Origin of the sequence: Prevotella sp. P4-51, from assembly GCF_002251455.1 — a bacterium.
GTDB lineage: Bacteria > Bacteroidota > Bacteroidia > Bacteroidales > Bacteroidaceae > Prevotella.
Window position 1 is genome coordinate 125,680 of record NZ_NPJM01000031.1, and the last position, 15,814, is coordinate 141,493.

General features: G+C 43.0%; 12 protein-coding genes. 2 read left to right on the top strand and 10 right to left on the bottom strand.

Features of this window, described 5'->3' with window-relative positions; translation table 11 throughout:
* Positions 1-31 precede the first annotated feature (31 nt).
* The 10 genes from CIK94_RS03350 to CIK94_RS03395 form a co-directional block, all read right to left on the bottom strand.
* Positions 32-1,192, bottom strand: coding sequence for an aldose epimerase family protein (locus tag CIK94_RS03350; RefSeq protein WP_094421416.1), 1,161 nt, complete (start codon positions 1,190-1,192; stop codon positions 32-34).
* Between the two features lie 181 nt (positions 1,193-1,373).
* The gene (gene galK, locus CIK94_RS03355; RefSeq protein ID WP_094421293.1) at positions 1,374-2,534 is read right to left on the bottom strand and encodes a galactokinase; all 1,161 of its coding nucleotides are present in this window, start codon (positions 2,532-2,534) and stop codon (positions 1,374-1,376) included.
* Between the two features lie 44 nt (positions 2,535-2,578).
* Positions 2,579-3,895 (bottom strand): MFS transporter, encoded by a 1,317-nt coding sequence (locus CIK94_RS03360; RefSeq protein WP_094388956.1) that lies wholly within the window; start codon positions 3,893-3,895, stop codon positions 2,579-2,581.
* 34 nt (positions 3,896-3,929) lie between these two features.
* Positions 3,930-5,021, bottom strand: coding sequence for an aldose epimerase family protein (locus tag CIK94_RS03365; protein WP_094388955.1), 1,092 nt, complete (start codon positions 5,019-5,021; stop codon positions 3,930-3,932).
* A gap of 177 nt (positions 5,022-5,198) precedes the next feature.
* Positions 5,199-6,485 (bottom strand): folylpolyglutamate synthase/dihydrofolate synthase family protein, encoded by a 1,287-nt coding sequence (locus CIK94_RS03370; RefSeq protein ID WP_094421295.1) that lies wholly within the window; start codon positions 6,483-6,485, stop codon positions 5,199-5,201.
* A gap of 6 nt (positions 6,486-6,491) precedes the next feature.
* Positions 6,492-7,640: a molecular chaperone DnaJ gene (gene dnaJ / locus CIK94_RS03375; RefSeq protein WP_094421297.1), complete on the bottom strand. Its 1,149-nt coding sequence runs from the start codon at positions 7,638-7,640 to the stop codon at positions 6,492-6,494.
* 19 nt (positions 7,641-7,659) lie between these two features.
* The gene (locus CIK94_RS03380; RefSeq protein WP_022311400.1) at positions 7,660-8,235 is read right to left on the bottom strand and encodes a nucleotide exchange factor GrpE; all 576 of its coding nucleotides are present in this window, start codon (positions 8,233-8,235) and stop codon (positions 7,660-7,662) included.
* 48 nt (positions 8,236-8,283) lie between these two features.
* On the bottom strand, positions 8,284-9,906 hold the full coding sequence (locus CIK94_RS03385; protein ID WP_022311401.1) for an ABC-F family ATP-binding cassette domain-containing protein: 1,623 nt from the start codon (positions 9,904-9,906) through the stop codon (positions 8,284-8,286).
* A 142-nt stretch (positions 9,907-10,048) separates the two neighbouring features.
* Positions 10,049-12,877: an excinuclease ABC subunit UvrA gene (gene uvrA / locus CIK94_RS03390; RefSeq protein WP_094421299.1), complete on the bottom strand. Its 2,829-nt coding sequence runs from the start codon at positions 12,875-12,877 to the stop codon at positions 10,049-10,051.
* 19 nt (positions 12,878-12,896) lie between these two features.
* Positions 12,897-13,604: a gliding motility-associated C-terminal domain-containing protein gene (locus tag CIK94_RS03395; RefSeq protein ID WP_094421301.1), complete on the bottom strand. Its 708-nt coding sequence runs from the start codon at positions 13,602-13,604 to the stop codon at positions 12,897-12,899.
* A gap of 108 nt (positions 13,605-13,712) precedes the next feature.
* Between CIK94_RS03395 and CIK94_RS03400 the strand changes: the two genes are divergently transcribed.
* Positions 13,713-15,068: a LysM peptidoglycan-binding domain-containing protein gene (locus CIK94_RS03400; RefSeq protein ID WP_094421418.1), complete on the top strand. Its 1,356-nt coding sequence runs from the start codon at positions 13,713-13,715 to the stop codon at positions 15,066-15,068.
* Positions 15,068-15,811, top strand: a complete 744-nt coding sequence (locus CIK94_RS03405) for a porin family protein (RefSeq protein WP_094421303.1) — start codon at positions 15,068-15,070, stop codon at positions 15,809-15,811. Before CIK94_RS03400 ends, CIK94_RS03405 begins: the two co-directional genes overlap by 1 nt.
* The last annotated feature ends 3 nt before the right edge of the window (positions 15,812-15,814 follow it).

The window sequence follows — 15,814 nt, forward strand, 5'->3', positions numbered from 1 at the left end:
TTATATGGTCCTCATTATATCTGTCGGCACACTACTTGACTCTAAATCTGTATGCTGTATGGCTAATGTATGTCTCGCCAGGTTTGATATATGAAGATGGGAAATTAGGATTGTTCGGTGAATCGGGGTATTTCTGGCTTTCCAGGCATACCGACGCATGCTTGGGATAAGCAATGCCATGCTTTCCTTTAACTTTACCATCAAGGAAATTGCCTGTATATACTTGTACGCCAGGCTCGGTAGTGAACATTTCAAGACAAATTCCTGTATTGGGAGCATAAAGGCTTGCTGCAACTATTTTGTCGTTACCTTTGCCTTTGGTATATGTGTTCAGGCACCAATTGTGGTCATATCCTCTGGCATACTTGATTTGCTCAAAACTTGTATCACCAATCGTTTCATAAAGCGCATGGCGTTTGGTAAAATCCAATGGGGTACCATAGACAGACTTGACCTTGCCATTGGGTATAAAAGTCGAATCAATTGGGGTATAATTGTCTGCATTAATATAAAGAACCATATTTGTACCTGCCTGGCTCATATCGCCAGTCAGATTAAAATAAGAATGGTTGGTCATATTGATTACAGTCTCTCTATCAGTAGTAGCTTCGTACTTGATATCCAATACATTATCGCTTGTTAATGTATAAATGACTTTAGCGGTTACCGTTCCAGGAAAATTGTTGTCTCCATCGGGAGATACAATTGATAATTGCAGAGTACTGTCATTCGGTTGAACCGCATCATATACTTGATACTGCCATCCAGACGGACCGCCATGCAGACAGTGACCAAAGTTATTGGTCGGTAGCTGAATTGTTTTTCCGCCAACTTTAAGCTGTCCCTTATTGATTCTATTGGCATAACGGCCAATAGATGCTCCGAAATCACTGGGTGTATTGACCGTATCAGCATATTGATGAATATTGTCAAAACCCAAGACCACATCTGTCAATTGTCCAGCTTTGTTGGGTACACACAATGAAACGAGTCTTCCACCATAATTGGTGATACAGGCTTCCATACCACTTTCATTGGTCAAGGTAAACAGCTTTACGGCTTTGTTGTTGATTATGGTATCAAAATCAGCAGGGTTAAGTCCAGAGATAGTACGCTGTCCACCACCTGAGCAAGCGCAGAGGAAAACGGTTATAATTCCAATGCATAATGTTAGATTTCTGACTCTTTTCATTATTTCGTTGTTTTTAGTATTATTTCCTTTTTGGGTGTAAATATACATCTTTTTTTTTAGATAAACGGCCATTTGCAATGATTATTTTCTAATGGATACAAAAAAAGCCACTGTCCGTATAGAACAATGGCTTTTTTATAATTATTAGATGATATTATTTGCCGTAAGAACCTATGCTAAATTAGCATACTTTGTGAGCACCGTCATTGATAACGACGTTGTATACAGCTGGCTCATGACCATATTTCTCGGCAAATTTCTGCTTTGCATTAGCAATGAATGAGTCATAGATGCTGTCCTTTACCAGATTGATGGTACAGCCTCCGAAGCCACCGCCCATGATGCGACTTCCAGTGACACCATTTTCCTTAGCCAACTCATTGAGATAGTCAAGCTCCTCGCAAGAAACTTCATACTCCTTGCTAAGGCCGTCATGGGTCTCATACATCTTTTGGCCTACGGTCTCATAATCGCCTTTCTGCAAAGCATCACATACAGCAAGTACACGATCCTTTTCTCCAAGAACGAAGTGTGCGCGAGTGTAGTCTTCCATTCCTACCTCATCCTTAACCTCTTCCAATTGCTCCCAAGAACAATCACGAAGTGTCTCAAAATGAGACTCTGGATGTTTGGCGGCTATGTGTTTTACTACATTCTCGCAACTATTGCGGCGGTCGTTATATGGTGAGCCCTTGAGTTCGTGCTTAACTTTGGAATCAAGCAGCACCAATTTGAAGCCTTCTGGGTTGAAAGGGAAGTACTCGAATTCTCGAGAACGGCAATCCAAACGCATAAGTTTGCCTTCCTTACCAAATACACTTGCAAACTGGTCCATAATACCACAGTTTACACCGACATATTTATGCTCCGTAGCTTGTCCGGCGAGAGCCAAATCCCATTTGGAAACTTTATTGTCACCAAAAAGGTCATTAAGCGCAAATGCGAAACAACTCTCCAAAGCAGCAGAAGAAGACATGCCTGCACCAAGTGGTACATCTCCGTAGAAAGCAGTATTGAAACCCTTAACATCCACACCGAGGGCCTTCATTTCTTGCACGATTCCATAAATGTATCTTGCCCAAGTAGTGCGAGGACCTACGGGGTCGTTAACCTTAAATTCTACGCGATCCTTAAGGTCAATAGAGTAGCACATAACTGTATCAGTACCATTAGGGCGTACCTCCGCCATAATACCTTTATCTACAGCTCCTGGGAAGACGAAACCTCCGTTATAGTCAGTATGCTCACCAATAAGATTGATACGACCTGGAGACATATAAATGTTACCAGTTTTGCCATCAAAATGCTTGATGAAGCGGCTTCTTACTTTTTCAATATCCATAGTTTGTAAATTCAAAAAGGTTAGACAATATAATAATTGTAATGTTATTCTACAGGAATGTCTTTATTCACATTCTTTGAGCCGAGAAGTGCATAATATAAAATGTATACAGCACTCAGCAGTACTACAATAAAGCTGGAGATGTAGTTGTGAGTAAAGTCGATAACCTTAGCCTGGATAAAGATCATAACAGCAAAACCTGCAACCATCATCATGAAGGCTCCAGAGGCAGCAGCTGTATATTTTCCGAGTCCCTCTGTGGCAAGATTGAAGATGCCACCCCACATAACAGAAGCACAAAGGCCAACCAACAGGAATGCAAAGATGCCGACGGGTATCTCACCCCATACCAAAGTAAGATGGGTATAGTCGATACCAGGACATTTTACCATCATGGTCTCGGGCAAAAGCATACCTGCTGCTGTAAGGATGATAGCCGCAATGCTGACGGTAGAAATCATGGACTTTGCAGAAATCTTACCACCTATCATACCACCAACGAAACGACCAATCAGCATAAAGATAAAGTAAACAGCACCCAGTGTACCGCAATAACCGGCATCCATTCCTAATCCAGGATTAGTAGCATCTTTTGCAGCGGTAAGATAAGAGAAGATGTAAGTAGGAGGACATACCTCTACTGCACCATAAACAGCAATAGCCAACATACCGAGTTTGAAATGGCGGAAAGAATAGCAACTGTGCTCGTCTTTTGCTTCTTTAGCTTTCGCTGCTTGCTGTGGTTCTTGGATTTTAGTAAAGAATATTACGACAAAGGCAAATATGAAGATTGCCAAGGCTATAAACAATGCAGGTTGGGCGTCTGAAACCTTTGCTGTAGCAGCATCGCCGATAAGGCTACCCATAAGGATGTAAACGCATACGGCTGCGGCAGAATTGAAGACTCCACCAATCTGAACCAATTGATTTCCTCTGTTACCGCCTCCGCCAAGCAGATTAAGCATTGGATTAACTACAGCGTTAAGCATACACATGCAAAGTCCTGATACAAAGGCACCAATAAGATAAACAACAAATCCAATTGTACCACTAGACCAACCGACAGAGCCGCTAAGCCACTGTACAAGTAAGCCAACAATACCTACAACCAAAGCAGCCAATGCAGTAGTCTTATAACCAAACTTCTGAATAAGCAATCCTGCGGGGATACCCATAAGGAGGTAGGCACCAAAGTTGCCATAGTTACCAACTTGGGCAAGCGATTCGCTTACTGAGAAATTGTTTTTCAGAATAACTGCCATCGGCGAACAGAGATTAGTCACAAACGCAATCATCGCAAAAAGGAAGACCATTGCCAAAATGGCAATAATACTACCTTGTTTCTTTTCTAATTTTTCCATTTTACTTGTTATTAATGATGTTATTATGATTATTCTATTGTTCTACGCTAAATTTGTATATGGTCTTCTGCGTATATTTACCTTCAGGTTTAAGCACGACAGATGGGAAATATGGGTGATTTGGGGAATCGGGGAAGTGCTGAGCTTCAAAACAGATTGCGCTACGACGGGGGAATGTAGCTCCATTCTGTCCCTTGTAGCCATCAGCCCAATTGTCTGTATAGACCTGTACACCTGGCTCTGTTGTATAAACCTCCATAGTACGGCCACTCACTGGTTCAACGATTTTTGCAGCAAAACTAAGCTCTCCCTCTTCTTTCTTATTAAGAACAAAGCAATGGTCGTAGCCAGCTCCATTCCTTATTTGCTCATCATCGGCGTCTATGTCCTTGCCAACAGCTTTAGGTGAGGTAAAGTCAAATGGAGTATTTTTTACAAAACGAATTTCTCCGGTAGGAATACTCGTTTCATCAATTGGAAGATAGTAATCAGCATTTATTTGACAAATAAGGTTCTCTATACTTGCAGTTGGATTAGCAATACCCGACAAAGAGAAAAAACCGTGGCTTGTAAGGTTAATGATGGTTTTCTTATTTGTAGTAGCCATATAATCGATAACAAGTTCGTTATCATCAGTAAAACTATAAACAACAGTAGTTTTAACTTCACCTGAGAAGCCCTCTTCGCCATAAGGGCTGGTATATTCAAGAACCAAAGAGTGTTCATTCATTTGTCTGGCATCCCATACTTTAGCGTTAAATCCTTTCTTTCCGCCATGCAAGCTGTTGGGACCATTGTTTATGGGTAATTGATACTCTTTGCCATGCAACTGGAATTTGCCTTTACAAATTCTATTTCCGTAGCGACCAATGAGGGTCGAAAGATAGGGTTCCGGGCTGTTGATGACATCTTGTACATTGTCATGTCCTTGTATGACATTGGCCTTTACACCATTTCTATCAGGAACCATAATTGCAACCAATGCGCCACCATAATTGGTAATAGCCACCACGTTGCCACGATTATTTTTCAGGAAGTATAAGTCTGTCTTCTTTCCATTGATTGTGGCCTGAAAGTCTTCTCGTCTCAGGCCACAGATGTGTTCTGTTTCTGTTGTGCTCATCATAAAAAGTTTTTAGTTACTTTATGTACTTGCAAAGTAAATAAAAAAAAGTGAATACCACAAAAGTCACGCCATTTATTATCGCGTTTGTTGCGTTAAAAACAATTAACAAAGCACTATGGCACTAGACGATTGGCGAAATGTACCGCTATATATAAAGAAAACGACACCAAAAGACAATTATTCTTTTGGTGTCGCGAGACAGGCAAGCAGATCAGACACAATATAACTGCTTCCTCCTATAAAAACGAAATCATCGGGGACGGCATTTGCAAGCGCTGCCATATAGGCGCTCTCAACGCTATCGTAAACACGACCAACAAGTCCGTGAGCAAGCCCTTTTTGAGCAACAACCTGACTTGGAATAGCTCGATGCGTAGTTGCCTGGGACCAATAATAAATAGCATCTTTGGGCAACAACTCCATAACAGAATCAATATCCTTGTCATCAACCATTCCGAATACAATGTGCTTTTGATGACATTCTTGGTGGATAATTTGCTTTGACAAATACTTCCAACCGCCAACATTATGTCCTGTATCACATACTATCAATGGCTTGTTGCACAATATTTGCCATCTTCCCATGAGGCCAGTCAGCTGAACAACATTGAGGAATCCTTTCTTCACAGCCTCAACATCCGTTATGCCTAATTCTCGGATAGCACATAGGATTGTATTTGTGTTTTTTATTTGATATTCTCCTATCAGAGCACCCGTAACGACGCCATAGTTAACCGTTTGATAGGAGATACCACCACCCTGAGATTTATCAACCGAGACTACTTCGCAAGCGTCTTCTGCAAAAATAATCTTGGAGTGTGTTTCGATTGCTTTGTGTTCAAAGACATGACGCGTTTCAGGGATTGCTTCCCCTATGACGACAGGCGTATTTGGCTTGATTATCCCCGCTTTCTCCGCTGCAATCTGAGGCAATGTTTCACCAAGGAATTGGGTATGGTCTTTGCTTATATTAGTAATGATTGACAATATTGGAGTTACTATATTTGTACAATCAAGGCGCCCTCCAAGACCTACCTCGACAACGGCGTAATCAACATGCTTCTCCGCAAAGTACTTAAAGGCCATTGCTGTGGTTAGCTCGAAAAACGAAGGATGAAGGGGAGTGAAGAAATTCTTTTCTGTTTCGACAAAGTCCACCACATACTCTTCGGGTATCATTTCGCCATTTACACGGATACGTTCTCTGAAATCTACCAAATGCGGAGATGTATATAGTCCGACATTATATCCCATATCTTGCAATATTGCAGCAAGCGTATGAGAACAAGAACCTTTACCGTTAGTTCCCGCAATATGAATAATCTTATAGTGCTGATGCGGGTGACCAAAGTGTTTGTCAAGCGCATGAGTATTATCCAGACCTTCTTTATATGCAGATGCACCCACATGTTCGAAAACAGGGGTGCATTCATATAGATAATTAACAGTTTCCCGATAGTTCATAACACCTTAACTGAAATAGTTTTTGAACTTGTCAAAAATCGATTTCTTAGTACTTGCGTCTCCTTTGAAATTATCACTGTCACGCATACTTTCAATTGCAGCGCGTTCCTGCTTACTCAAGCCTTTCGGAACATAAACACTGATATTGACAACCAAGTCGCCATGACCTGTTCCATATCCTTGTACATGAGGCAGTCCCTTCCCGCGCAAGCGCAGTGTCTTACCTGGCTGGGTACCAGGCTCAATCTTGATTTTTACTTTACTTCCTTCAATAGTAGGGATTGAGACTTCACCACCAAGTGCAGCTGTAGGAAAATCGAGCAGAAGGTTATAGATGACATCTTGACCGTCACGGACGAATGTATCGTTTTCCTCTTCTTTGATGTAGACTTGAATATCGCCGTTTATTCCATTATGTGGACCGGCATTTCCTTTACCAGAGACATTTACGACCATTCCTTCTGCGACTCCTGCAGGGATGTTGATTTCAACGACTTCTTCGCCTTTTTCGACGCCGGTGCCGTTACATGCCTTACATTTATTCTTGATAACAGAACCCTCGCCATGACATGTTGGGCAGTCCGTTTGGGTCTGCATCATGCCCAGCATCGTACGAACTGTTTTTACGACATAGCCTCGACCTTGACAAGTCGGACAAGTCGTATTGCCACTTCCATCCGCGGCGCCTGTTCCATGGCAATGGCTGCATGTAATGTCCTTCTTTACCTTGAACTTCTTTGTTACGCCTGTCGATATCTCCAGAAGCGAAAGCCTTACAGTGAGTCTCAAGTCAGTACCCCTGTATTGCGGACGACCTCCACCGAATCCACCAAAGCCGCCGGCATGTCCTCCAAACACATCGCCAAACATAGAGAAGATATCATCCATAGAGAATCCTCCACCGAATCCTCCGGCACTTCCGAATCCGCCACCAGGTGCGTTAAATCCGAACTGGTCGTATTGTTGTCTCTTCTGTGAATCGTGAAGAACATCATAAGCCTCTGCCGCTTCTTTGAATTTTTCTTCAGCTTCAGCATTATCTGGATTTCTGTCGGGGTGATACTTTATAGCCAACTTACGATAAGCGGCTTTAATCTCGCTTTCAGTTGCGTTTTTGCTAACGCCCAGCACCTCATAATAGTCGCGCTTTGCCATACGTTAATATAATAATGTATTAATCGCCAACAGCAACTTTGGCATGTCGTATCACTTTATCGTTCAGCATATAGCCAGTCTGGGTACAGTCAACGACCTTACCCTTCTTGTCATCGCCCATACCAGGGACTTTGGCTATAGCTTCATGGAAATCCACATCAAAATCAGAGTTTTCCGTTTCAATGCGCTTAAGACCAAGCCCTTCGAGAGTCTTATGCAGCTTCTGGTCGATAAGTTCCCAGCCTTCTTCAAGAGCCTCTTTAGTTTCTATTTTGGTAGCATTGGTTATAGCTCTTTCCATATCATCAAGAACAGGAAGAATTGCAGTGATAACCTTTTCTCCACCATTAAGAATCAATTCAGCTTTCTCTCTGATGGTACGTTTCTTATAATTCTCGAATTCGGCCAAGGTACGCAGATATTTGTCTTTAGTTTCGGCCAGTTCCTTATTAAGAGCATCTAAAGATTCTTTTGCATCTTCTTCAGAACTCTCTGTTGAGGTATTCTTAGAGTCATCAGCAGCCTGAGAAGAGATGGTATCTTTAGCCTCTGATGACGTTTCTTCGTTAACTTTGTTTTCTTTTACTTCACTCATAATACTTATCTTTTATTACTTTTGGAATAACAAAAAGCATGCCAAACACTACTCTGCGTAGAGTTTTGCCTTGAGTTCTTTGATTTGCTCATCATGAATATATTCATCATAGCTCATCAGTTTGTCTATTATTCCATTAGGTGTAAGTTCAATGATGCGATCAGCTACAGTTTCAATAAACTCGTGGTCATGTGAACTGAAAATGATATTTCCCTTGAACGAAGTAAGATTATTGTTAAATGCCTGAATACTCTCAAGGTCCAAATGGTTGGTAGGTGTGTCAAGTATGAGACAGTTGGCATTACGCAACTGCATGCGTGCAATCATACATCTCATCTTTTCGCCTCCCGAAAGAACATTTACCTTCTTCATTACTTCTTCACCAGAGAACAGCATTCTTCCCAAATAGGCCTTCATCTGAACCTCATTGCCAGGTCCGTACTGCGACAGCCAGTCCACCAAATTCATATCGCTCTGGAAGTATTCGGTATTGTCCAAGGGCAAGTAGGCTGTTGTTATCGTGATGCCCCATTTGAAAGTACCTGCATCAGCCTCTTTATTACCGTTTACAATCTCAAAGAGCGCAGTCATTGCCTTCGGATTGCGTGACAAGAACACAACTTTCTGGCCCTTTTCTATATTGAAGCTGACATTGTCAAACAACACGTTACCATCGTTGTCTGTAGCTTTCAGTCCCTCGACTTCGAGTATCTGATTTCCGGGTTCACGTTCCATCTGGAAAATGATACCTGGGTATTTACGGCTTGAAGGACGGATTTCCTCCACATTAAGTTTTTCAAGCATCTTTTTACGTGATGTAGTCTGCTTGCTTTTGGCCACGTTCGCGGAGAAACGACGGATGAACTCCTCCAACTGCTTCTTTTTCTCTTCAGCCTTCATGCGCTGGTTCTGGGCTTGGCGAAGAGCCAACTGTGAACTCATATACCAGAAACTATAGTTACCAGAGAAAACGGTAACCTTACCGAAGTCAATGTCTATAGTCTGAGTTGAGACAGAGTCAAGGAAGTGACGGTCGTGCGATACGACTAAGACTGTCTGACGTTCGTCGATTTCGCTCAAATAGTCTTCCAACCATTCTACAGTATCCAAATCGAGGTCATTGGTAGGCTCATCAAGAAGAAGATTCTCAGGATGGCCAAACAAGGCCTTAGCCAACATAACTCTTACCTTTTCATTATTGGCAAGTTCGGCCATCTGCTTTTGGTGCAAGTTTTCCTTGATGCCCAAGTTCTGGAGCAATTGAGCCGCATCAGATTCAGCCTCCCAACCATTCATTTCAGCAAACTTCAATTCCAGATCAGCTGCTTTATTGCCATCTTCCTCTGTCATTTCCGGCTTAGAGTAGAGACGCTCACGCTCTTTCATGTTTTCCCAAAGGGGCTGATGCCCCATGAGTACAGTGTCCATTACGCTGTAGTCATCATATTTGAAGTGGTCCTGTTCAAGAACGCTGAGGCGTTCACCAGGACCAAGTTCTACAGTTCCCTTATTGGGCTCCAAATCGCCGCTGATGGCGCGCAACAGCGTTGACTTGCCGGCACCATTGGCACCAATAACACCATAAATGTTTCCTGGAGTAAATTTGATATTGACGTCTTTGTACAATACTCGTTTGCCAAACTGAATGGCAAGGTTGGTAAGCGTTATCATCTTTTGTATATACCTTATTTATAATTTAGTGTGCAAAGTTACAAAAACTCTTGGGTAGAACAAAATATATATGCTCGTTTTTTATAACGCCCCACATGCAACGTGTTAAAAACGACCACAAATCCCATTCGGTCAGCACTTGTCATTTTGCCAATGCCAGCTTTAAGTATTTTGAAGTATATCCTAATTTGCAATCTGCCACTTGTTCGGGAGTTCCGGTTACGAGCACCCTGCCTCCGTTTCGACCACCTTCAGGACCCATATCGATTATATAATCAGCCAATTTAATGACATCAAGATTATGCTCGATAATTATAACTGTATTACCCTTGTCGACAAGTTTCTCTATTACATTCATTAATATTCGGATGTCTTCAAAATGCAATCCGGTAGTTGGCTCATCCAATATATACAGAGTTTTTCCAGTATCCCGTTTAGCCAACTCGGTTGCGAGTTTAACACGCTGGCTCTCTCCACCAGAGAGGGTAGTGCTTGACTGTCCCAACTTGATATAATCCAGTCCGACGTCTTGCAGCGTCTTGATTTTAGGCAAAATTGATGGAACGTTCTCAAAGAACTCTACCGCCTGGCCTATGGTCATATCCAAAACATCTGCAATGGACTTGCCCTTATATCTTACCTCTAGAGTTTCACGATTGTACCTCTTGCCATGGCAGGTCTCGCATGGCACCATCACATCTGGCATGAAGTTCATTTCTATTGTTTTATATCCATTTCCTCCACAAGTTTCACATCTGCCGCCTTTGACATTGAATGAGAAGCGACCGGGCTTGTAACCACGAATCTTGGCTTCGGGGAGTCCCACAAACAAGGTGCGGATATCGGAGAATACACCGGTGTAAGTCGCTGGGTTGCTTCGCGGTGTACGACCAATGGGGCTTTGGTCTACGGTTACCACTTTGTCCAGGTATTCCAACCCTTCAATAGAAGAGCAGGGCATAGGCTTCTTTAATGCCCGATAAAAGTGATGCGCCAATATGGGTTGAAGAGTCTCGTTTACCAGTGTAGATTTACCGGAACCACTGACACCGGTAACAACTGTAAGGACACCAAGAGGGAACTCGACATCAACATTTTTCAGATTGTTGCCAGTACATCCGTGCAATACCATCGCCTTGCCATTAGGCCGACGACGTTGAGCAGGTATCTGTATACTCTGGATTCCATTCAGATAATTGGCCGTGATTGTATCGCGGTGAAGCATTTCTTCGGGCGTACCCTGAAACACCACTTGGCCACCCTTTCGCCCAGCTTTGGGACCGATGTCAATTATCCAATCAGCCGCTCTCATCATATCTTCATCATGCTCGACTACGATTACAGTATTCCCCAGGTCACGCAGTTCTTTAAGCGAATTGATGAGCCGCTGATTATCACGCTGATGAAGGCCGATACTTGGCTCATCAAGGATATACAGAACATTGACAAGCCTTGTTCCGATTTGCGTGGCCAGCCTTATGCGCTGGCTTTCTCCACCTGAGAGGGTTGCCGACTGACGATTAAGCGACAGATAGTCAAGGCCCACATTTAATAAAAAACCAACACGTGTACGTAGTTCTTTTATTATTTCGCTGGCTATTATTTTTTGATTTGTCGACAGGCCCTCAGCCATATTAGATAGCCACTCTGCCAATTCATTCAAATCCAGATTGGCGACTTCAGAGATATTCTGGTCGCCAATCTTGTATGAGAGGGATTCCCTTTTGAGTCTTAATCCATGGCACTCGGGACATACGTTTGTGGCCAGGAACTGTTCAGCCCACTTTTGTCCTGCCGATGTGTCATCATTATCCATGATGTCACGCAAGTATTTGATGATACCATCAAAGGTGACAAAGTAATCACTTGATGTATGAACCACTTCTTTAGGAATTTTCAGGTTTTCCATTGTTCCATAGAGAATTTCGTCCATGGCTTCCTGTGGGACATCACATACGGGCGTCTTCAAGTTACAGTCGTATTTTTGCAGGATAGCATCAATCTGCCAAAATACCATTTGGTTCTTATATTTGCCCAAGGGAGATATTGCTCCATCACGGATAGACAGCTTGTCATCGGGTATTACCTTGTTTAAATCTATTTCGTTGACCACACCCAAACCTTTGCATCGCGGGCAGGCGCCTTCAGGAGAATTAAACGAAAAGATATTTGGAGCCGGTTCACCATACGACAACCCGGTTACAGGGTCCATAAGACGCTTGGAGTAATTCTTGATGCTATTATCGTGTTCGTCAAAAATCATTAGCGTGCCGTCGCCTTGGCGCATCGCTATCTGCACACTTTTCTTGAGCCGTTCGTCGTCTTTACCACGTACTTTCAGTTTGTCGACAACCACCTCGATGTTATGATTCTTGTATCGGTCAACCTTCATGCCACGCTCAATCTCCTTTATCTCTCCATCTACGCGTATATAGAGGTATCCTTTACGCCGCATGCTTTCAAAGAGTTCGCGATAATGTCCTTTGCGTTGACGGACCAAGGGGGCGAGGATGAAGATGCGATGGTCGATATACTGTTCGAATATCATTTCCATCACCTGCTCCTCTGTATATTTTACCATTTTCTCTCCCGACAAATAACTATATGCCGTACCAGCCCTTGCATAGAGCAGACGCAGATAATCGTATATTTCGGTAGTAGTTCCGACCGTTGAGCGGGGATTCTTGTTGGTGGTCTTTTGTTCAATGCTGATTACAGGGCTTAAACCGGTAATTTTATCCACGTCGGGGCGCTCTATATTGCCCAAAAAATTGCGTGCGTATGCCGAAAAGGTTTCGATATATCGCCGCTGACCCTCTGCATATATGGTATCAAAGGCCAACGAAGACTTGCCAGAACCCGACAAACCTGTTATTACTGTGAGTGAGTTGCGAGGAATTGTGACATCCACATCCTTGAGATTGTGCACGCGTGCCCCCCATACATTTATAGTTTCTTTCTTAACTTTCATCGGTCTGAAGATATCTTCTTTAATGTTCGGTTTCGATGTAATCACGCATGAGATTTACATCCTTCTTGATATTGAATACGCGGCCGTCTGCACCACGTGCCTTGACGACGCAGTAGTATGTTCCGGTTTTCATATCCTTTCCTTTGAATGTGCCGTCCCAGCCACCTGCCAGATCGTTCCATTCATACAGTTTCTGGCCCCAACGGTTGATGATAATGGCCTTAAACTCTACAATACTCTGATACCCAGGCTTGGCGCGATAGATATCATTTATACCATCTCCATTGGGAGAGAAAGCGTTTGGAAATTCGAGTTTGCTTTCGTAGACGGTTACCGTGAAGCGAGCCTCACGCCAATAGTCAGCTTCGTATCTGACCGTGTCTGTCCCGAGGGTAAACACCGTGTAGCATACCACATGATTGACTCCCGATTCGGCAAATATGTATTCTGTATCTTCTTCATATCTCACAAGATATGGCTCATTCTCTTTGCCTTCTTTGAAGAAGCGCCATTCGTAATGCGCCGTCCATCCGTCCGCATCAGAGGGGTTGAGCTTGAAGGTCGCTTTTATAGGCGCCGAACCGGAGAAATAACTATCCGTACTCTCGTTGCCAGCAGCATCTGTAAATACAACCGAAGGGGCGATTGATGGCATTCCTGGTGTAGCATAGACGGGACCAAATATGCCAAGTGTTAGCAATAAAAAAACTAATTTTGCTATCTTCATTGTGTATGAACTTAAAAATAGATAGCAAAGTTAACAAAAAGTTTAGAGTTTTGGGAGTGAAGTAATAGTTTTTTTGTATTTTTGCAAATGGAAATAATCATAAAGATAATGAATAAACGTTTGTTACGCTATATTTTGTTGCCCATGCTCCTTATGGCGTGTGCCGTCTGCGATGCCCAGATAAGCAATTGGCAAGACTTGTACAAGGCCAAGAAGAAAGATACCATCTATGGCATTGCCCATAAATACGGCATCACCGTTGACCAGCTGATGGAGGCCAATCCTGACATGAAGAAGGACGGCTATCAATTGAAGAAGGGTGACATTGTGTTCATCCCCTTTGTATCACAGCCCAAAGAGGTACAGCAGCCATCCAAGAAGAGCACAGAGAAAGACATCGATATACGCTCGAGAGCCATTAGAATAGGCATGATGCTGCCTCTGCACAATGTTGATGGCGACGGAAAACGCATGACTGAGTATTACCGAGGTTTCCTTTTGGCATGCGAGCAGATGAAAGCCCAAAATATCTCAGTTGATATCCACGCATGGAATGTTCCGATAGATGCGGATATACGCCAGACTTTGCTCGACAAGGGCGCCCAGAATTGTGATATCATCTTTGGCCCGCTGTATTCCAATCAGGTCAAGTATCTTGCCGAATTCTGCAAGACATATAAGATTAAGATGGTTATCCCATTTTCCATCACTGGCGACGAGGTGAAACACAATAGCCAGATTTTCCAAGTTTACCAGTCGCCCGAGCGTCTCAACGAGAAGGCTATCTATGCCTTTATGGAACGTTTCCCCAAGCACCACGCCATTTTTGTAGATTGCAATGACAGCACCAGCAAGAAGGGCATTTTCACATTCGGTTTGAGAAAGCAGCTGGATAGCAAAGGCATCAAGTACAGCATTACCAATATCAAATCATCTGAACAGCAGTTCGGTAAGGCATTCAGCCGTACTCTCCCCAATGTAGTTGTACTTAATTCGGGACGGTCTCCAGAACTTAATGTTGTTTTTGCCAAACTCAATGGTCTGAAGATGACAGCACCCAATGTCCAGATTTCCGTCTTTGGCTATACTGAGTGGCTTATGTACACCAAATACAATCTTGCCAATTATTATCAGTTTGATGCATATATCCCTACCACTTTCTATTACAATCCTTTGTCCGAATCGACCCAGCAGATAGAAGCCCTTTATCGACAGTGGTTCAAGACCGAGACCATCCAGGCACTCCCCAAGTTTGCCTTGACCGGTTACGACCATGCCATATATTTCATCAATGGATTGCACAAATACGGACAGAGCTTTTCCGGAACAAAAAAGCAACAAGTCATGAAACCCGTTCAGACCCAGTTGTACTTTGACAAGAACACTAACGGAGGTATGGAGAATGCCTGTTTCCAGTTAATTCACTATAAAAACGACCAAACGATAGAATCTATAACATATTAATGAAGAAGTTATATTTGATTTTAAGTTTAGCCATGATGCCGTTTCTTTCCGTCATGTCGCAGATAGGCGAACATCGGAACGATTTCACATTGGGCGTCAATGGCGGATATATCCTGAGCAATGTCAGTTTTACCCCTAAGGTGACTCAAGGTTATCATGGCGGCCTTACAGGTGGTTTGTCCATACGCTATGTATGCGAAAAATATTTCAAGACCATTGCTTCAGTATATGCGGAGGTCAACTATTCGCAGTTGGGATGGAAGGAGGATATTCTCGACATCAACAACCAGGCTGTAATCAATCCCGTCACAGGATTGGCAGAAAACTATAGCCGTACGATCAACTATGTACAGGTCCCCATATTGGCCCATTTGGCATGGGGAAAGGAATACAAGGGCGTCAGTTTCTTTGTGAATTTGGGTCCACAATTTGGTTTCTACCTCAGCGAGAAGACCAAAAGCAACTTTAATGTTAAGGATTGCAATATGGATGACCGTGTTTCCACTGTTGTTGCACAAGACACAATGGCCGTAGAAAACAAGTTTGATTATGGCATTGCCGTCGGAGCAGGCATGGAGTACACCGTACCCAAGGTAGGACATTTCCTGGTAGAGGCCCGATACTACTATGGACTCGGCAACATATACGGCGACTCCAAGCGCGATTACTTTGGCAGCTCCAACTTTGGCAATATAATCATCAAGGCTGCTTATCTGTTTGATATAACCAAAACCAAAAAATAATAA

Coding starts and splice junctions, on each gene's coding strand:
- CIK94_RS03385 (WP_022311401.1), bottom strand. CDS start 9,906: ATGATAACGCTTACCAACCTTGCCATTCAGTTTGGCAAACGAGTATTG.
- uvrA (WP_094421299.1), bottom strand. CDS start 12,877: ATGAAAGTTAAGAAAGAAACTATAAATGTATGGGGGGCACGCGTGCAC.
- CIK94_RS03400 (WP_094421418.1), top strand. CDS start 13,713: ATGAATAAACGTTTGTTACGCTATATTTTGTTGCCCATGCTCCTTATG.
- CIK94_RS03380 (WP_022311400.1), bottom strand. CDS start 8,235: ATGAGTGAAGTAAAAGAAAACAAAGTTAACGAAGAAACGTCATCAGAG.
- dnaJ (WP_094421297.1), bottom strand. CDS start 7,640: ATGGCAAAGCGCGACTATTATGAGGTGCTGGGCGTTAGCAAAAACGCA.
- CIK94_RS03405 (WP_094421303.1), top strand. CDS start 15,068: ATGAAGAAGTTATATTTGATTTTAAGTTTAGCCATGATGCCGTTTCTT.
- CIK94_RS03370 (WP_094421295.1), bottom strand. CDS start 6,485: ATGAACTATCGGGAAACTGTTAATTATCTATATGAATGCACCCCTGTT.
- CIK94_RS03365 (WP_094388955.1), bottom strand. CDS start 5,021: ATGATGAGCACAACAGAAACAGAACACATCTGTGGCCTGAGACGAGAA.
- CIK94_RS03395 (WP_094421301.1), bottom strand. CDS start 13,604: ATGAAGATAGCAAAATTAGTTTTTTTATTGCTAACACTTGGCATATTT.
- galK (WP_094421293.1), bottom strand. CDS start 2,534: ATGGATATTGAAAAAGTAAGAAGCCGCTTCATCAAGCATTTTGATGGC.
- CIK94_RS03350 (WP_094421416.1), bottom strand. CDS start 1,192: ATGAAAAGAGTCAGAAATCTAACATTATGCATTGGAATTATAACCGTT.
- CIK94_RS03360 (WP_094388956.1), bottom strand. CDS start 3,895: ATGGAAAAATTAGAAAAGAAACAAGGTAGTATTATTGCCATTTTGGCA.